The sequence below is a fragment of the Acidobacteriota bacterium genome (assembly GCA_016700075.1).
In the GTDB taxonomy this organism is placed as follows: Bacteria; Acidobacteriota; Blastocatellia; order Pyrinomonadales; family Pyrinomonadaceae; genus OLB17.
On sequence record CP065000.1, the window covers coordinates 95946 to 114800 of the forward strand.

At 50.7% G+C, this 18855-nt stretch carries 18 protein-coding genes; 3 read left to right on the forward strand and 15 right to left on the reverse strand.

The features are described 5' to 3' along the window. Window positions 1-43: 43 nt before the first annotated feature. From IPM50_00445 to miaB, 4 genes are all read right to left on the reverse strand, one after another. Complete coding sequence (locus tag IPM50_00445; GenBank protein ID QQS33087.1) at window positions 44-1321, reverse strand: adenosylhomocysteinase; 1278 nt, start codon at window positions 1319-1321, stop codon at window positions 44-46. Next, window positions 1314-2483, reverse strand: coding sequence for a methionine adenosyltransferase (locus IPM50_00450; protein QQS33088.1), 1170 nt, complete (start codon window positions 2481-2483; stop codon window positions 1314-1316). The genes IPM50_00445 and IPM50_00450 overlap by 8 nt, the downstream gene beginning before the upstream one ends. Window positions 2484-2657: 174 nt before the next feature. After that, complete coding sequence (locus tag IPM50_00455; GenBank protein QQS33089.1) at window positions 2658-3140, reverse strand: bifunctional nuclease family protein; 483 nt, start codon at window positions 3138-3140, stop codon at window positions 2658-2660. After that, window positions 3140-4465, reverse strand: coding sequence for a tRNA (N6-isopentenyl adenosine(37)-C2)-methylthiotransferase MiaB (gene miaB, locus IPM50_00460; protein ID QQS33090.1), 1326 nt, complete (start codon window positions 4463-4465; stop codon window positions 3140-3142). The genes IPM50_00455 and miaB overlap by 1 nt, the downstream gene beginning before the upstream one ends. Here miaB and dnaE point away from each other — a divergent pair, their 5' ends adjacent. Together dnaE and IPM50_00470 are read left to right on the forward strand one after the other, a co-directional pair. Further along, window positions 4466-8002: a DNA polymerase III subunit alpha gene (gene dnaE, locus IPM50_00465; protein QQS33091.1), complete on the forward strand. Its 3537-nt coding sequence runs from the start codon at window positions 4466-4468 to the stop codon at window positions 8000-8002. Between the two features lie 71 nt (window positions 8003-8073). Next, on the forward strand, window positions 8074-8904 hold the full coding sequence (locus IPM50_00470; protein ID QQS33092.1) for an acetyl-CoA carboxylase carboxyltransferase subunit alpha: 831 nt from the start codon (window positions 8074-8076) through the stop codon (window positions 8902-8904). A gap of 70 nt (window positions 8905-8974) precedes the next feature. On the opposite strand, the gene IPM50_00475 is transcribed toward IPM50_00470, so the two are convergent. Continuing rightward, window positions 8975-9445, reverse strand: coding sequence for a single-stranded DNA-binding protein (locus IPM50_00475; GenBank protein QQS33093.1), 471 nt, complete (start codon window positions 9443-9445; stop codon window positions 8975-8977). Window positions 9446-9643: 198 nt separating this feature from the next. On the opposite strand from IPM50_00475, the gene IPM50_00480 reads away from it, so the two are divergent. Further along, entirely contained in the window at window positions 9644-10642 is a 999-nt protein-coding gene (locus IPM50_00480) for a PQQ-binding-like beta-propeller repeat protein (protein ID QQS33094.1), read from the forward strand. Between the two features lie 60 nt (window positions 10643-10702). Here IPM50_00480 and IPM50_00485 read toward each other — a convergent pair whose 3' ends face one another. From IPM50_00485 to wecB, 10 genes are all read right to left on the reverse strand, one after another. Next, window positions 10703-10933: a YdcH family protein gene (locus tag IPM50_00485; GenBank protein QQS33095.1), complete on the reverse strand. Its 231-nt coding sequence runs from the start codon at window positions 10931-10933 to the stop codon at window positions 10703-10705. A 94-nt stretch (window positions 10934-11027) separates the two neighbouring features. Further along, window positions 11028-11516, reverse strand: coding sequence for a ribosomal protein S18-alanine N-acetyltransferase (gene rimI, locus IPM50_00490; protein QQS33096.1), 489 nt, complete (start codon window positions 11514-11516; stop codon window positions 11028-11030). Further along, window positions 11516-12163: a tRNA (adenosine(37)-N6)-threonylcarbamoyltransferase complex dimerization subunit type 1 TsaB gene (gene tsaB / locus IPM50_00495; GenBank protein ID QQS33097.1), complete on the reverse strand. Its 648-nt coding sequence runs from the start codon at window positions 12161-12163 to the stop codon at window positions 11516-11518. Before tsaB ends, rimI begins: the two co-directional genes overlap by 1 nt. Further along, window positions 12160-13041, reverse strand: a complete 882-nt coding sequence (locus IPM50_00500; protein QQS33098.1) for a nucleotidyltransferase family protein — start codon at window positions 13039-13041, stop codon at window positions 12160-12162. Before IPM50_00500 ends, tsaB begins: the two co-directional genes overlap by 4 nt. Before the next feature lie 56 nt (window positions 13042-13097). Beyond that, the gene (locus tag IPM50_00505; protein ID QQS33099.1) at window positions 13098-13598 is read right to left on the reverse strand and encodes a PqqD family protein; all 501 of its coding nucleotides are present in this window, start codon (window positions 13596-13598) and stop codon (window positions 13098-13100) included. Between the two features lie 255 nt (window positions 13599-13853). Next, on the reverse strand, window positions 13854-14336 hold the full coding sequence (locus IPM50_00510) for a PqqD family protein (protein ID QQS33100.1): 483 nt from the start codon (window positions 14334-14336) through the stop codon (window positions 13854-13856). A 99-nt stretch (window positions 14337-14435) separates the two neighbouring features. Further along, complete coding sequence (locus tag IPM50_00515; protein QQS33101.1) at window positions 14436-15176, reverse strand: hypothetical protein; 741 nt, start codon at window positions 15174-15176, stop codon at window positions 14436-14438. Between the two features lie 107 nt (window positions 15177-15283). Next, window positions 15284-16327: a glycosyltransferase family 4 protein gene (locus IPM50_00520; GenBank protein ID QQS33102.1), complete on the reverse strand. Its 1044-nt coding sequence runs from the start codon at window positions 16325-16327 to the stop codon at window positions 15284-15286. A 146-nt stretch (window positions 16328-16473) separates the two neighbouring features. Next, complete coding sequence (locus IPM50_00525) at window positions 16474-17727, reverse strand: glycosyltransferase family 4 protein (GenBank protein ID QQS33103.1); 1254 nt, start codon at window positions 17725-17727, stop codon at window positions 16474-16476. 8 nt (window positions 17728-17735) lie between these two features. Then, complete coding sequence (wecB, locus tag IPM50_00530) at window positions 17736-18833, reverse strand: UDP-N-acetylglucosamine 2-epimerase (non-hydrolyzing) (GenBank protein QQS33104.1); 1098 nt, start codon at window positions 18831-18833, stop codon at window positions 17736-17738. Window positions 18834-18855 lie beyond the last annotated feature (22 nt).

Sequence of the window (18855 nt, forward strand, 5' to 3'; positions counted from 1 at the left end):
GGCCGGCGATGAACGCCGGCCTTTTGTTAGTTTTGTGCTTGATTTACGTTCCGGTTTCCCAGCTCGACATATATTCGACCATTTCCGGAGTGAGAGAATCAATGGAAACGCCCATTGCCCTAAGCTTGAGCGATGCGATCTCTTGATCCACTTCTTCAGGAAGTACATGGACGCCTGCCGGCAAAGTGCCGCGGTTTTTCACGAGATACTCAGCAGAAAGCGCCTGGTTTGCGAATGACATATCCATTACGCTCGCCGGGTGGCCCTCAGCAGCTGCAAGGTTGATCAGGCGGCCTTCGCCCAACACGATAACGCTCTTGCCCGCATTGGTCACATATTCCTCAACAAAGGGCCGACGCATAACAGCAGGCTGCGACATTTCCTTTAGGGCGTCGAGGTTGAGTTCAAGATCAAAATGGCCGCTATTGCAAACGATCGCACCGTCCTTCATCGCTTCGAAGTGTTCTCTATCAATGACATGGCGGTTTCCGGTTACGGTTACGAAAAAGTCGCCGACTTTGGCAGCTTCTTTCATTGGCATTACACGAAATCCGTCCATCACGGCCTCGATCGCCTTGATCGGATCGATCTCCGTTACGACCACGTTAGCTCCCAATCCACGGGCACGCATCGCGCAGCCTTTGCCGCACCAGCCGTAACCGACAACAACGAGCGTTTTGCCTGCCAAAAGAATATTCGTTGCTCGGATAATGCCGTCGAGCGTTGACTGGCCGGTCCCATAGCGATTGTCGAAAAAGTGCTTTGTTTGGGCGTCGTTTACAGCGATTGAAGGGAAGTTCAACACGCCGGCTTTCACCATCGCCTTAAGGCGGACAATGCCGGTCGTGGTCTCTTCGGTCGTGCCGATCAGGCCGTTCGTCAGCTCCGGCTTTTCCTTGATCATCGTAGCGACGACATCAGAACCGTCGTCGATGATCATATTGGGATTTGTGTCGAGAGCCGCCCTGACGTGACGAACATATGTTTCAGTAGATTCGCCTTTGATCGCCATCACCGGGATGCCCCAGTCGGCAACAAGTGAAGCCGCGACGTCGTCTTGAGTGGAAAGCGGGTTTGACGCGATCAATGTCGCCTCGGCACCGCCGGCCTGCAGAGTCCGGGCCAAGTTTGCCGTTTCAGTAGTAATGTGAGCACACGCGACGAGTTTGACGCCGGTCAACGGCTTTTCAGCCTCGAACCGCTCCCGAATAAGGCGGAGAACCGGCATTTCGCGGTCAGCCCATTCGATGCGTTGTTTACCTTGCGGAGCGAGGTTGATGTCTTTGATATCGTATTCCATTGATGTTACCGGATTAGCCATTGGTTCCAACTCCCTTATGTTCCATTGCTGCCGACCTCAGAGCCTCAGCTTTGTCGGTCCTTTCCCATGAAAACTCGTCGTTAGCACGCCCAAAGTGACCGAAACGAGCGGTCTGCTTAAAGATCGGACGGCGAAGATCGAGTGTTTCAATGATCGCCTTGGGTGTAAGCGTAAAATTTTCTCTGACAATATCCGCGATCCTCTCATCGTCGATCACGCCGGAGCCGTGCGTATCAATAAGAACCGAGACAGGTTCGGCAACGCCGATCGCATAGGCGAGCTGCAATGTGCACTTGTCTGCAAGTCCTGCAGCGACAACATTCTTGGCGATGTAGCGAGCCATGTAGGCCGCAGATCTGTCTACCTTCGTCGCATCCTTGCCGGAAAAAGCGCCGCCGCCGTGCGGAGCATAGCCGCCATAGGTGTCGACAATGATCTTTCGCCCTGTCAATCCGGCATCGCCCATGGGGCCGCCGATAACGAATTTTCCTGTCGGATTAATGTGGTACTTCGTATTGTCGTCCAAAAGCTCACCTGGAATGACGGGCTTGATCACATGTTCCATTACATCGGCTCGGATATCTTCAATGTCGAGATCTGCGGTCTGCGTCGAGATCACAACGGCCTCTACCCGGAACGGTTTGCCGTCACGGTATTCGATAGAGACCTGAGATTTGCCGTCGGGCCGCAAGTAGGGAATTGTACCGTCGCGACGCACCTGCGAAAGCCTGCGGGTCAGGTTGTGAGCCATCTGTATAGGCATAGGCATGAGCTCAGGCGTTTCATTACAGGCAAAACCGAACATCAGCCCCTGGTCGCCCGCTCCTCCGGTGTCAACGCCCTGCGCAATGTCAGGTGATTGGGTGCCGATTGCGTCAATGACGCTGCAGGTGTTCGAATCATATCCAAACTCAGCGTCGTTATAGCCGATCTCATGGATAGTGTCTCGAATGATCTGTTTGTAATTGACGTTCGCGGTGGTCGTGATCTCACCGGCAATTACCGCAAGTCCGGTGGTCACCATGGTCTCGCACGCGACACGAGCCATAGGGTCTTGTTCGAGGATCGCATCGAGAATTGCGTCAGATACGTTGTCAGCGATCTTGTCGGGGTGGCCTTCCGTTACCGATTCGGAAGTGAATAGAAAATTACCGTTGCTCAAAGTTATATTACTCCTGCCTAGATTTTAAAAGTTTGCTGATTGCGAAATATAGCAAAACTCCAATTGTAGCTAATAAGGGAATATGTGTCAAAAACACAAAAGGCCGGACACCGCGGGCTGCAAGGGTGTGATCTCATCAAACATTCTGCGTCTGATAATCGAGATTATGTACTTTCAGCCGATCAGCTCGGGCCATTCTTCCACCGGCGGCTCGTCGTCCGTCGGAGTGGGCCCCGGCTGGTTTTCGGCTGCCGACTTGTCCAGAACGTCCTGGTCTACAAATATTGGGCAATCAAGCCTCAGGGCAAGAGCGATCGCATCTGACGGACGTGCGTCGAGTGAGACCTCGTTGCTATGCACATCTATCAGTTCAACGCGTGCGTAGAAGGTATTCTCGGCAAGGTCCGTTACGATGACCCTCTGAGCTTCAAGGCCGCATTGAATGATCAGGTTTCGCAGCAGATCGTGAGTCATCGGCCGCTGAGGAAGGACCTTTTCGATCTCAAGAGCGATGGCGTTGGCTTCAAATGCCCCAACCCATATCGGAAGGACAGCTTCCGACTCGACGCCTTTCAGCACTACGATCGGAGAATTGGTGTTCGGATCCATTATCAAAGCTCCGATCTTTACTTCGATCAGATTACGATCTTCAGGCATCAGGCCACCTCTCCATAGAGCGAATTTGACTTAACTTCGGTGATGCGGACATTCACGACCTCGCCAAGGGGCTCGTCCTTCGAAACAAAATTGACTACTTTATGGCACGTAGAGTGGCCCACATAACCGTTTTCTGTGCGAACGGAGCGGCCTTCGACGAGTACCTTAAGCACCTGCTTAAGATATCTTTGATGTATACGTTGCTCGATCTTCTTTTGCGTCTCCTGAAGTTTGAGAAATCGCAATGTCTTGTCAGCAGGCGTGACATCGTCTTCCATTTCGAAAGCCGGTGTCCCGGGCCGAGGCGAATATTTGAAAATATATGCGCTGTCATACTCACAATATTCGAACAGCTTCACGGTATCTTCGAAATCCTCTTCCGTCTCGCCCGGAAATCCAATAATAATGTCGGTCGTAAGAGCGATATTTCGGTGGGATCTCTTTATGCGATCGATCTTTTCCTTATACTTGGCGATCGTATGTCCGCGTTTCATTCTCTCCAAAATGCGATCACTGCCTGATTGAACCGGCAGGTGCACCCAATTGCAAAGATTTTTATTTTCTTCGATCGCATCCACGATCTCGTCCCGAAAATCTCTCGGGAACGAGGTCGTAAACTTGATACGTTCCATACCGGTGGCGGCAACGGCCCTTAAAAGCCTTGTAAATGCTGACTTCCCTTCAAATCCGTCTAGGCCTTCATTTGTGACGGGCCGATAGCTGTTCACATTTTGTCCAATGAGATGGATCTCTTTTACACCCGAATCCTTTAATTTCTCTACCTGAGCTACGATCTCATTTGCCGGAAGGCTCTTTTCGCGTCCGCGGGAGAAAGGAACTATACAATACGTGCAGAATTTGTTGCAGCCCTCGATGATGGGAACGAAAGCTACGTAGGGCGAGTGACGGTGCGTATCGGCGACGGTCCAGTCATATTCGTCTTCCCTTTCGTTAAGGTCAACTAATCGCCTACGCTGCGTAAATGCTGAATCTACTATGTTTACCACGCGGCCCGTTGCTCGCGTGCCCATGATAAAATCGACTCCTTCTATCTTATCAAAGAGCGTTTCTCCATCGAGTTGTGCAACGCATCCCGTAATTCCAACCACCGGTTTCTTGCGGCCCGAATGCCGTATTTCTCCGACACGTGTGTAGAGCTTATGCTCGGCACGCTCACGCACCGAACAAGTATTTAGGATAACTACGTCGGCGTCGGCCTCATCCGAGGTCATTTGATAGCCATTATTCGACAAACTTGTCGCTATCCTTTCCGAATCGGAAACGTTCATTTGACACCCGAATGTTTCGATATAAACTCTCTTCATATGTCAGACGATACACGCCCCAAAAAAGACCTAAATAAAGACTTTGTTCATCTCCATTTGCACACCGATTATAGCCTTTTGAATAGCGCAATCCAACTTAAACCTTTGACGGAACGGCTTAAGGAGACCGGGCAGACCGCATGCGCCATAACAGATTACGGAAATATGTTCGGCGCCGTATCGTTTTTCAACGAGATGCGATATGCAGGGCTCAAACCGATAATCGGTTACGAGGCATTCCTGACCACCGGCAGCCGCTTTGACCGCACATCAATGCAGGTGGGCAATGAAAGGCCCTTTTATAATCTTGTTCTGCTGGCAAAGGATGCGGACGGACTGGACAATTTAATTCGGATCTCGTCAAAAGCCTATACGGAAGGGCTTTTTCATCGTCCTCGTGTGGACCTGGATCTATTGGCTGCCAACTCCGGCGGGCTTATCTGCATTTCCTGCTTTTCTGACGGCCCGATAGGCTATTTCTTGGCTCAGGATGAAATGGAAGGAGCCACGGGTCTCGCGGCATCGTTAAGCGACATTTTCGGGACAGACGACCTGTTTCTGGAGATTTGTCCTCCGGACGATGCCAGAGAGTCGGCTCTTGTTACAAAGATCGCGGAATTTGCCGGTTCGAACGGACTTCAACTCGTAGCCTCAAATAACGTTCATTATTTGCGGTCGGAAGACGCCGCGGCCTATGAGGTCGCAAAATGCATTCGCGAGGGCCGCACACTTTACGGCGATTGGCGAACATTGATAAAAACTTCGAATTACTTAAAGACCACTGACGAAATGTGGGCGGAGCTTGGATCTCAATTTCCAATAGCTCTCGAGAATACTGTTAAGATCGCCGACCGCTGCAATGTTGATATCCCGCAGGGCGATGATGTCCGGCAGCTGCCTGAATTCCCTATTCCCCTTGAACTCGGAGCACTCGATACGAATGGATATTTCGAGAAGGTCCTTTGGGAGTGTTTTGAGGAGCGAAAGAAGACGGATTGGGAGCCGATGAAGGAACTCGGAACCCTCAGACACGAACTGTCCGAATATGAGGATCGACTTCGCGAAGAGATCGAGATAATCGAAAGGATGGGGTTTCCAGGCTATTTCCTGATCGTGTGGGATTTTATCAAGTTCGCACGCGAGCGGAATATCCCGGTCGGACCGGGCCGCGGATCCGCTGCGGGATCATTGACCGCCTTTTGCATGCGAATTACGGACGTGGACCCGCTTCAATATGATCTTCTTTTCGAACGATTTCTAAACCCTGAGAGGATATCGATGCCGGACATCGACATTGATTTCTGCATCCGCGGCCGCAGCGAAGTGATCGATCATGTCGTTGAACTATATGGGCGAGAGTCGGTTTGTCAGATCATCACGTTTGCAACGCTTGCCTCCAAGGCTGTCATTAAGGATGTCGGCAGGGTTCTGGGATTGACGCCTCAGGAAGCGGACAATATTGCAAAGCTAATACCGCCGCCTCGCCGCGGCAGAAATGTCAGTATCTCAGAAGCAATATCAGAAGTGCCCGAACTGGGGAAATTGATGACTTCCGATATGCGTGCGAAAGAGGTGATAGAGCTTTCGCTGAAACTTGAGAACGGATCACGGCACACATCCGTACACGCGGCGGGCGTTGTCATCAGCCCTAAGCCCCTGCATGAACTCGTTCCTGTTGCGGTTTCTGATAAGGATGAACTGACCAGCCAATATCCGATGGGCGACCTGGAAAAGGTCGGCATGCTCAAAATGGATTTCCTCGGGCTGACAACGCTGACGGTGATAAATGACTGCCTCACGCTCATCAAAGACAAGCTTGGCGTAGAGATAGACTGGAGCAAGATACCGACGAACGATGAGAAAACGTTGCGGCTGTTCGCGGACGGCCGGACGGAAGCGATCTTTCAATTTGAATCGCAGGGCATGCAGGAGATCTGCAGAAAGATGGGCCCCAAAGAACTCGAGGATCTATCAGCTTTAAATGCTCTGTATCGTCCCGGCCCGCTGGACGGCGGCATGGTTGAGGATTTTATCTCCCGCTTTAAGGGCTTAAAGCCGGTCGAATACGTTCTTCCTGAAATGGAAGATATCCTAGGAAACACTTTTGGTGTACTCGTGTATCAGGAACAGATCATGCAGCTTGCGCAGAAACTTGCAGGCTACTCGCTGGGCGAAGCCGACCTGATGCGTCGGGCAATGGGAAAGAAAAAAGTTGCCGAAATGAACGCCCATCGCGACAGGTTCATCAAGGGGGCAACGTCGAATGGATTCGATAAGAAGATCGCGGCGGAGATCTTCGACCTGATGGCGAAATTTGCAGATTACGGATTTAACCGCAGCCATTCGATGGCGTATGCCATATTGGCGTTCAGAACCGCTTATTTGAAGGCACATTTCCCTGCTTACTTTTATTCTTCGGTCCTGACGCATGAGGCTCAGGACAGCGAAAAGGTCTACAAATACAGCGCAGAGCTGCGGACCATGGGGCTCGAGCTTCTGCCTCCCGACATTAACGAAAGCGATGAGATGTTCACGCCCGTTGGCGATACTGTACGCTATGGGCTAACAGCGATCAAAGGTTTGGGTACTTCGAGTATCCGTCCAATAATCGAGGCCCGTTCCACCGGCAAGTTCAAGTCTTTGATCGATCTTTGTACGCGACTTCAGGCGGGCAACCTGAACAGACGTGCGTTGGAAAGCTTGGTGTCGGCAGGGGCATTCGATTCACTGAATTCTTCCGGGCAGTCGGTGGCCGCCTGGCGGGCAATGATGTTCTCATCGATCGACGCGGCTTTGCAGGCCGGAAGCCGCGCATACGAAGACCGTGTTAGAGGACAAGGCGGCTTGTTCGCAGCAGCCGGATCAGTGGCGGACGTGCCGTTCGCTGTTTCGAACGCCGAACCGTGGAGCATAGCCGAAATGGCTGAGCGGGAAAAGAGCGCATTGGGCTTCTACCTCTCCGCACATCCACTCGATTCTTTCAAAGATGTACTCGCTTCGGCGGGCGTCATCCTAATACGAGAAGGGATAGACAGGGCGTCGAGTAATCCCGTGACGATCGCCGGAAACATCAGCGGCCTCCAGATCCGAACCAGCAAACAGGGACGGCGTTTCGCTAATTTTCGCTTGGAGGACCGTTCCGGCACCATCAAATGCGCTGTGCTTGGTGCAAATTTTGAGAAGTTGGCGGCAAAACTCCCGAACTCGGGTATGTTCGCGGTCGAGGGGCGTATTGAGACCAACGAAGGGCAAGATCCGTCGTTCAAAGTGACGGACTTGCGGGCCATCGAAGAAATGCTTCTTTCGATGGCAAAAAAGGTGGTGATAACGATCGAACCGGATCAACTGGATGAAGCTTCTGTAGAAAGACTGTTTTCAGCTCTAGAGCGACAGCGGGGCCGCTGCAGCGTTGAGCTTGTTATGAACAATGAGGGCGTGACGGTGACGCTTGATTCACGCTCATTGCGTATCTCGCCCAGCATTCAAATGAAACGCGACGTCGAGGGAATGGGTTTTGCATTGGACATCCTAACGTAGCCATCTTGACAGTTTTGATGCGGGCTAGATCGATGATTGCCGAGATCGTAAACAAAGCATAGAATTCAAATATGAAAGCGACCGCATTCGAAAGAGTTCAGACCGCCAGACATCCCGAAAGACCTTATGCTTTGGACCTGCTGTCCACTGTATTTGAGGATTTTGTTGAAGTTCACGGAGACCGCCGATTCGCCGACGATCCCGCGATGTTGTCGGGTTTTGCGAGACTTGGTGACACAGAGGTCTGTGTGGTTGGACAGCAGAAGGGCCGCGACCTCAACGAAAGACGATTTCGTAATTTCGCAATGCCGAAACCGGAGGGCTATCGCAAGGCCCTGCGGGTGATGCGGCTCGCTGAAAAATTTGGGCGTCCGATCGTCACCATTATCGATACTCCGGGTGCTTATCCGGGAATCGATGCTGAGGAGCGCGGTCAGGCAGAGGCGATAGCCTTTAATCTCCGAGAAATGGCCCGGATCAAAGTGCCGATCGTTGTTGTGGTCCTCGGCGAAGGCGGTTCCGGCGGTGCTTTGGCTATCGGGATAGGTGACAGGGTGCTGATGATGGAAAATGCTGTATATTCCGTGATCTCACCTGAAGGTTGCGCGGCTATTTTGTGGAAGGACGCCGCGATGGCGCCTGACGCCGCCGCGGGACTCAGACTTACCGCAGCAGAACTGAAAAAGTTCGATATTATTGACAAGATCATCGCGGAACCGGAGCCTTGGACCATGCCTGCAGGCGATGACGACAGCTCAAAAGAAGCCTTTGATTCGATCGCGTCCACCTTGAGGAAAGCATTGTCTGATGAGATCGATGCCCTTTCTTCGTTGCCGCCAGACAAATTGTTGGCGGAGCGATATGCGAAATTCAGGAAAATGGGGCAATGGGTTTCGGAATGATGAAAGAGGCCCTCGTAGCTTGGAGTGGACGAGGGCCTGACGGAACTATTAGAAAATTGTCGATGCTAGCCTAAAAGGGAATGTCGTCATCGTCGACGCCGCCCGTCGCCGGTGATCGTCCCTCATTCGTGCTCCCTTCCCTTTCCTGCGGCGGTCCGCTAAATGAAGGCTCGTTGTCGTGCGACGCCCCGGAATAGTCTGACGCCGCGTCAGATCGTGACCCTATGAACTGCATGTCGGTCGCCTGTACATCAAGCGTGTATCTGTTGTTATTATCGCGATCGGTCCACTCTTCTATTCTAAGCCGGCCCTCAATATAAACCGGACTTCCCTTGGAGAGATACTTTGCCGCATTTTCAGCTTGTTGACGCCAAAGTGTCACCTTGAACCAAGTAGTGAGGTCCTGGAGGTCGCCGGACTTGTCCCGCCGCTTTTCATTGGTGGCCATCGTAAAACTGCAAACGGCGACACCCTGTGGCGTATACCTCAATTCGGGATCCCGGCCAAGATTTCCGACGATGATTATTTTGTTGAATGACATTGGATTTCCTCTTCTGTGAATTATTTGCGAAAAACCTTCCGTAACGGAATTGCATCAATATAACACGTTGATAGGCTATGCTAAAATCTGACGTTTTGATAGCGATCCCTCTGCTGCCTTTCCACACTTATGCTTCGCTTGTCCGTATTCTTTATTTGCATATCTATAGCGGCTTTCCAGCCGCTTCTCGGACAAAATGTGGGTGACCAGATAAACGCCTCAAGATGTTGGTCCTTCGAGCAGGACGAATTTGAAGTATATGACGCTGTTGGATTAAAGGGCGGTGTCGCGATCGCAGATCGGTCAGCCTCGATCATACGCATTTCTAGCGATGGGGAGAAGCTGTGGCAGAGCGAGCAGGTTGGCCAACTTGATTCGAATTTGGTCGTTAGTGACTCGGGCATCTTTTTTGTTGCGCGTTCAACGAGCGATAACAAAGCTTGGTTTCGCGAGGTAAGCCTTCAGACGGGATTGCCGTTATTCAGTCGAGAGCTGGCGGGCGGCAGCGGATGGAGGCTTATCCGCGGAGCCGGCCCTCTGTTATACCTTTTCAACGCGGCCACGGTCCTTGCTATCGATATTGAAAGCCGTGAGGAGTCGTGGAATAGACCCTTCAACGGTGAGATCGCAGCTCTGGTCCAAGGCGGTGAGGACGACATTTGGATCTTGAAAAAAGACGGAACGGCAGTATCTTTGTCTTCAGTTGATGGCGGTGAGCTACAGCGATTCGGAACATTACGGGCACCGGTAACAGCCATGCACTTTGGTACATCGCTGTTGGTTGGGGCTGCGAACGGTGATCTTCGGTCCTTCCGCAACGGAGCTGGAACGCTGAATTGGAAATTTCGGGCGGGAGGCCGCATTTCTAACCTGTTGAATGACCGAGTGAACGTGATCGCCGCGTCCGACGATAATTTCGTCTATTCATTTGACCATAGAAATGGCTCGCTGAGGTGGAAGCGTCGATTAGGCGGGCGCATAACCGATCTCACGATCGTGAACTCAGAATATGCTGCTGCTAAGGTCCTGGATGCGGCCTTTTGGGAATTGATCGAAGTAAAAACCGGTCGAGTGGCCGGGCGAGTAATGATCGAACAGTCTGATAAATCAACGCCTTCTTTGGTGCGTCTTGAAGAAGGCTTCGTGATCAGTATTGGTCAAGGTATCGTCCGCTATTCACTTTCAAAGTGTCCGTAATAAGAAAGCGGCGTACCCTATTTCCGGGAACGCCGCTGAATGAAAATATCAGATTTCGACCTAGTGTGATACGGTGAATTCCTGCATCATGGCATAGATCTCGTCTTTGACCTGTAGTTTCTTTTTCTTTAGCGTGGTCTCCTCAAGCTGCTCGTCTTCACTCGGGTAGGATAGATGTGCGAGTTCGTCCAAACGTCGTTCAAAATCCTGATGCTGATGAATCAATTCTCTGAATGCAGGGTTGCTCTTCATTAGTTCATCCCTTACCGCATCAGTCGTTGACATGTCCATATCGCGTATTCCTCACTTGTCAATTTTTTGTGCCCCGGCACTGTTAAAAAGGTTGCTAGGGTAAGTTTCATATTAGACCCAACTGAATAAATTATCAAGCCGATTCATTTTCCACAGTGAGACACATCAAAACTGCGTCCTCAACAGGATAAGAATAGAAGTTTCTGCGAATTCCGCTGCGGACGAATCCGTTCCTCGCATAGAAATTGTGAGCTTTCTCGTTCGAGGCTCTAACCTCAAGCCAAACTTTTCGGGTCCCGCGTTGGCGACACATCTCCAGGAACTCGTCCAGCAATATCTGTCCTTTGCCGCGAAAAGCCGGCCTCACCGCAATGTTGAAAATCTCCGCTTCCCCTAGCTCCGAAATAGGTATTCTTCCACAAATAAAACCGGAGATCTGGTTGTGATCGTCTGAGATCTTGAGGATCACAGAGTCATCACGTTTCATTTCGTCAAGATAATTCTGCGCTGACCAAGGGCTGAGGCCTGTTTCGTCTCCGATCTTTATCAATTCGCTGATATGCGATGGGTCGGCTGCCTTAACCTGATAAACGTCTTTATTATGTAGGTCTTCGATGCTCATCAGCTGATAGTGCCGCCGACAAATAGGGGACCCGTCGTAAGAAAGCCCAGCGTATAGACGTACTTTGATATTGCATGGGCCATATTGTGCCCGATATCATGGGCCCGGATGCAGCCCTGAAAATGTTCTGCCAGTGACGAATGAAATAAATGAGTGGTTTGGGGATCTTTCGATGATGAAAGCCCTTTAAGATCCTCACGCTCGACAACGACTGGCCATCCGTTTTCATGGAATCTATTAGATCCTTCGAAAAGATAGGCCACGGCCTTGCTGCGGCCCATTGGCAAATAGATCAAATGAGGATGATCTACGCCCGATGAGAATGAAATAGCTTCAAAAAGATTGACGGCGGCCAACTGCTTTCCGGATCCGCTGGCGAGCCCCATGGCGGTCGACATACCGATGCGAATACCCGTGAAGCTTCCGGGTCCGGCCGAAACAGCAAATATGCCGATATCACCGACGCGTCTGCCCGAAGCCCGCAGAAGGTCTGATACTCTTTCGAGTATTTCTTCCGAACGTGGGCGATCGCTTTTACCTATCCATTCCCCCAGATATGTCCCGTTCTCCGTCAGCACGATACTTCCGCCTGCGATCGCAGCCTCGATGGAAAGAGTCAATGATCGCGTAGCGGCAAAGTTCGTCATTTTTTGAAAAGTCCTGCGAATATCCGCAGAGCTGACGCAGGGATCCGTGAAACTGCACTGCCAATACGATAATGTGCCCTGATCGGGGCGTCCAAGCTTCCTTCCATATGAACTGTTGCCCAAACCGGATTCATCCTTAAACGTGCTTTCAACTGCCCAAGAAACTCGGCTGGATCCGTAAGGTTGGTGTGGAGAGGCCGAGTGACAACCTTTCTTTCCCACTCCTTTTCAATAAACTTCGTCAGCCAATCGGGAAGATCGGTAACTCGATATTTAGACGGTATCAAAGAAATATCAAGTTGAAGATAACGATGGGCGAGGCCGATGGTGCATGCGATCCATCGTTGCCGCTTTGGGTTTACGGGAGCGAAAACAGCGTCCCAATCAAGAGGTGCAAATCTATTGTGGGCGATGTAAAACATATCCCACAGCCTGTCTCTATCGCTCGCTCCGTCATTAAGCCAGTGAACGGCGAGTATCCTGAGATGATCTTCAGGTTTCGGGATTCTTACGTCAACACCGCCCATTCGTACCATCTGCGAGTCTCCAAAGACATCGTCCCAAGGCCTCGTGTCCAGATGCCTTAATCCTTTGTGGACGTCGATGGCAAGTCCCGCCGCGGCAGAGCTTCGGGAAAGGGTCAAGGCTCGATCGAAATCAGTCTTGGAAACAGCTAGATCGAGATCGATGGAATTCCTGGGATCATCCTTTGGATAGTAGATACCTGCGGCGGGGCCTTTTATCAAGATTGGCTCAATACCGGCTTCACGAAATAGCGAAAAGGCCCGACCCGCCATTTGCTCTTGTAATGATGACTGAAGGACCGCCCAGCGCAGCTCATCTTTCGTAGAATATCTCGATCGTCCTTGAGAAGACACAGAAAAAGGGTAGCAGAGGAAAGTGTTCTCTGCTACCCAAAACCGTGGAGTTAAACCTAAGATCGGGGCTGCGGGACGTCCGGAGCACAAATTCCGTTCTGGTTACAGTTGGCAGTCGACGGACACACCAGCGTCAAACAGTTCGCCGGGACTTGGCAAGCACATGAAACGGAGCCAAGTGCATTTTTCGGTGCAACGAGAGATGCAACGACCGGGAGAGCGACCATTGCTCCGAGCCCGATCGTCTTCAACACTTGCCTGCGGGACTGGCCCGAAAATTTTGGTAAAAGTTCGTCAGCCATCAGACCGTTCTCACGGAGCTGATCGATGGCGAGCCATACAAAGTCTTCTGACACTTGACCGCTTCCGGCTTTGTCAAATTCTTTCACGATGTCGGCCACTGAGTGCGAGCCGTCGCAGGACTTCCACACCAACGCCGCAGACTGGTTGAGGCAGTGGGCCTTGTTGCTCTCCATATCGTATACCAGAACCTCGTCGGGCATCTCCTGCACGACTATACCGTTCTGACGGGCAATTGGGTTGTTTGGATTATTCATGTTCTCCTCCACGCAAATGTTCTACTAGTAAATCTAGCCTAAGGCGAAACTAATGTCCAACTCCTCTCGACATTACGTCGCATTCCGAAATTGTGTCTGCCAAAGGTAAAGTTGTAAAAGATTCAAACTCGAAAGGATTATTGCACGTAACTTTTGATAAATCAAGTCTTACGAGCACCAACCATCGAAAATATTCAAACAATGTTACCCCCGATCCGTTTCGGTCAGGTGACAAAGATCAATTCACTCTGCAGCCTACGGCGTGCAAACTCCCAAACCGTTGCAATTCGTTGTCGATGGGCATGACGTCTGCGTTGCGCATGCCGCCGGGCTCGTGCAAACGCAGGACGACGACGACAGAGCGTTAGGCGGAGCAACCAACGATGCCACCACCGGCAACGAGATCATCGTTGCCAACCCGATAGTCTTAATGGCTTCTCGACGCGATCTCTGCGTGCTGCGACGAATTTCCCTGTTTTCCAAGAGTTCAGAATCGGCGAACTGCTCGATCGCCAACCAAACAAGCTCAACAGGTACAGTCACGCCCATCTGAATTGCCAGGCCCTCGGCGATCTGTTCCGGAGTACGTTCACCGTTACATTCGCGCCAGACGCTGGCTGCGGTCCCATTTAGGCAATGAGCCTTGTTCCGAGTGACGTCATAGACGAGCACCTCGTTTTCCATTTCCTGCACAACAAGACCGGATCTTCGCGCAACCGGATTGCTAATCATTCGCATTCTTCCTCCATGTATATCTACAATAATATATCTATTCTGTATATGCGTATTTTTGTTCTTCTGCGTGACAAAGTTATTCAAAAATAACTTCCGTCTATTCTACTTATTGGATTTGTCAATCAAATCCAAAAGTCTAATTGCAGATAGTTTGGCTTCAGAACGACGACCCGAGAGTAATATCGCATCATCGACCAATTTATTCAAGACCGAAAGTGCAAATTCAGGGTTCGCCCTTATCGGTAAGGTAAAAGCGATCAATTCAAGCAATGCTTCCCCTTTGCTGATCATACGAGGCTGCCAGCGGCTTCCCTCTAAAAATTTCGTGAAAAAGAGAACCCCGCATTTAACGGGAACAGCTCCGATACTCGCCCCAAGGTCAGTCAGCGAGATCTCATAAGGAACGAAACGGCCGTCATCGGTGCGTCTGTTGATCGGTCGGGCAAATGGATGAACATTGCCCTCCTTATCGACAAGCGCAAACTCATCGGAATAATAAACGGCCCCGAGTTTCACCAATTCGGTTACCAACGTTGACTTTCCATCAAAGCTATTTGCCGGAAGCAGTATCGCCTTCCCTTTCCAGGCAACAACGCCGGAATGTAAGAAAACCAAATTTGGTGAATGTTCGCCAACGGTGACTCGGAGCAATCCGTCAAAGAATTTCAAAAACTTCCAGCGTGCCGGGCCCGACGATATTTGTTGGCCGTTCAGAAGGACACGATAATAACGATTCCCTGTCCGAAGCAGTTCAAATCGTTGATATTGACCCATAACCGGCTTATCCGCTAACACTATGTTGCCCAGTAATGACCTCTCAGCAACAGCGAACGCCTCGTCCAATAATCGCTTTTCATTTGAGATCAGCTCGACATCCACGTCGAATGTCCGAAAGCAAATGGAAAACTTTTCGGGCGATCTTTGAATTTCGGTCTGCTTTTTTTTAGGCATCAACTGAGGACCTTACGGCGATAAACGGCAAATAATAATATTGCGGTCAGGATCATCACGACCGGAAACATGGCGAGTCCGATATCCTCTCGATACTCAACTGAAAGCAAGACCGATAAACTGAGCAACGACGCAAGGACGCCATATATCAAAGTTACCCGCCGGTGTGTATACCCCGACAGCACTAACCGTTGGAACAAATGTTCCCGATGAGCGATCCAAATCCTTTCTCCTCGAACTGCTCTGCGCAAAAGCGTGATGACCGAGTCGAACAAAAAGAACCATACGAAAAGCACGGCAGCTATCGGCAGCAGATCCCAAGATTTTGATTGATTTGTCACTCTCGCAAGCAATGGCAGCGCGGCAAATGTGAAGCCCAAAAAAGCGCTTCCCACATCGCCCATGAAGATGTTTGCGGGACGCCAATTATGAAACAGAAAGCCGAGACTCGCCGCAGCTATGACACCGCTGAACAGGAACAGCGATGGTATGCCGAGAATACCGCATAAAAACATCCATCCGAGGCCCGCGATGACAGCTTGAAGGCCAGCAAGCCCGTCAATGCCGTCCATGAAGTTGTACGAGTTAACCATCCAAACAATCCAGAGGAACGTGATCAGATAACCCCAGTTCCCAAGGCTTATACCGCCCAGCATCGAAATGCCGTGCCAAGTGTCGACATCGGCGATCAAGCAGGCAGCGGCGAGGGCATGAATGAAGAGACGAACGTATATAGGGATCGAAAAGATGTCATCAAGAAAACTTATAAGGGCGATCAATGAGGCCCCAAGCAGATAACCCCATGAGAAGGATCCTAAAAATAGAACGGAGATAGGTACATACGAAGTTAAACAAATTAGGACTATGACCAGTCCCGCTCCGTGAGGAATTGGTTCGGAATGTGAACTTCTCTCATTGGGAATGTCGAGAAGCTCATTTTTCAAACTCAGTATGCGATAAACAGCAACGCCGTAATATGCGAGTACGATGATCAGAAAAAAGATCAAAGCGCCGATAGCTAAAATTTCATTTGATAAAAGCATCAGACACCGCAACGAGCATCACTTGTGTTATCGCAGGAGAGAACACTCGCGTCGTGAGCAAAGTAACATTGAAACAGCAGGCCGACCGAGAGTCAAACAAAACAGCAAAGTGAGAAATATCGCGTTAGCATCAGTAAATCAATTATCTAGTCGCCGCCGAAAACAGCTTCCCTGTATGCGAGAACGGCCGAATCCTTCGAATATTTTTCCACCGCGGCCTTTCGAGCATTCGATCCCATTTCGTCAAGCAGTTTTGGATCTTCAACTGTTCTTAGGATGAGTTTGGTAAGAGTGTCCGCATCGCCGGGCTCAGTATGCCAACCAATTTTGTCTTCGTCGATCACCATGGATAATTCCGACCCGGCTTCGGTCAGAGCCAGGATAGGTTTGCCTGCCGCCATCAAATTATAGGTTCTGCTGGGCATAGCTGTTCCCACCATACCTCTGATGAGGGCCACCAATCCGATGTCGGACGCATTAAGAAAAATGATCTGTTCCGACCGCGGCTTGTAGTCAAGAATGGTCACATTAGACAAGCCGTCCTTTTCGACGGACCTCTTCAGCCAGTCGGCCTTAGCTCCGGCTCCGATAAAAAGGAAGTGTATTTCCGGACGCAGCTTTAGCAATTTGGACGCGGCACCGATGATCGTTTCAACATCAGTAGGATGTCCAATGTTCCCGGCATACAAAAAAACGAACTTATTCTCTAGCCCCAATTCTGCCAATAGTTCATTTTCGACACGCGGACGCGGTTCAATCTCATCCAGGTCCGCCCAATTTGGGATATAAAAGATCCGCGGATCCAGTCCTCTCGCTTTGTTTTCGAAAGACCTCTTCATATCACGTCCCATCACGACAATACCGGCCGCGTATTTGAACACCCATCGATTGACCATATCGATGGATCGCGAGATCAGTGACCCCCTTTTGATAGTCCCTACGGCCTCAAGTATCTCAGGATAGCTGTCCTGGACAAGCACAGTGACCGCACTTCCCTTCAGCAACGCTGCGGCGGTAGTAGTAAAAGGCAGGCTCGGCGGGGCGGTACATACTAAAATACGATCGCCCTTCCGGAAAAGGAATAATGATCGAACGAACATCGACACACCGACCGTGACCATGTTGATCAGGCGGAGAATTAGGAAATTCTTATCGAATGTCGTACACCAGACACGATGAATTTCAACTTTATTTCTAGTCTCCCTTTTTGGGGCCTTGACCCCTCGGGCCATATGTTTCGGTTGACCGGTCAGAACCGAAACCGGATGATCAGCGGCAATACCCTCTGCGATAGCAGTCAGATAGTATCCCGTGGAGATCTCTTCCGGATAGTAAACCTCAGAAACGAGCCACATTCTCGGTGACGGAGAAGATACTGCCGGATCGTTGCTTGCGGACATCTGAAATCCTAATGATGCTCCCGAAGACTCAGGCGTCCGAGCAATATCTTACAAACCGTACTTGAGACCGTTTGGGTCTTGTATTCACTTGGCGGCGACCAAAGGGCCGGTTGAGCAACAGCAAGTTTGACTGCAGCAAGGATCGCTGACGGTTCTGCCCCGGAAAGAATGTTGCTCCCGCATTCAACAGTTTCGGGTCTTTCTGTGACATCGCGAACCGTGACGTTCGGAATGCCGAAGATCGCACACTCTTCCTGTACTGTGCCGCTGTCCGTAAGCACCGCGAGCGAGTTTCGTTCAAGCCAAACGAAATCAATGAACCCCATTGCCTCCAGCAAACGCACTTGATCGGGGTCGATGTCAATATTGAAACTGTTCAGTTTTTCAGCGGTTCTGGGGTGCACAGAAACGAGGACCGGCTTTCCAAGCTCTTGTGTCACGTCGTGCAAGCCTCTGAAAATATTTGCAAGCCGCTGCCCGTCATCGACATTTTCGGAACGGTGAATCGTAGCTAAAAAATACTCATACGGGCGTACGCCGAGTTCATTAAGCACCTCGTTCGCTTCGATCTTGTCTTTGTAACCTTCGAGAACTTCGAAAATGGGGTTGCCCGTGATGAATATCCGATCGCGCGGTATTCCCTCACGCACAAGGTTCTCTTTGCTCCGTTCGGTATAAGGCAGGAGTATGGTCGAAGAGTGGTCGATTATCCGCCGATTGACCTCTTCGGGAACGCGGTCGTCATAGCACCTATTCCCCGCTTCCATGTGAAATACGGGTATTCCGCGCCTTGCCGCCGCTATCGCAGAGAGGGCGCTATTCGTATCACCAAGGATCAGAACCCTGTCAGGACGTTCATCATCAAGCACCGTATCAACGCGCTCCAATATGGCGGCAGCCTGTTCGGCGAACCTGTTAGAGCGAATTGCGAGACTAATGTCAGGACGTCGGATCTCAAGTTCATCGAAGAAAACAGCGCTCAGATTGTGATCAAAATTTTGACCTGTGTGAACGGTAATATGATCACAATGCTGATCGAGAACACGCATTATGAGCGAGAGCCGTATTATCTCGGGCCTGGTCCCGAAAATGGTCATTATCTTCATAGGCGATACCGAAAAAGGAGCG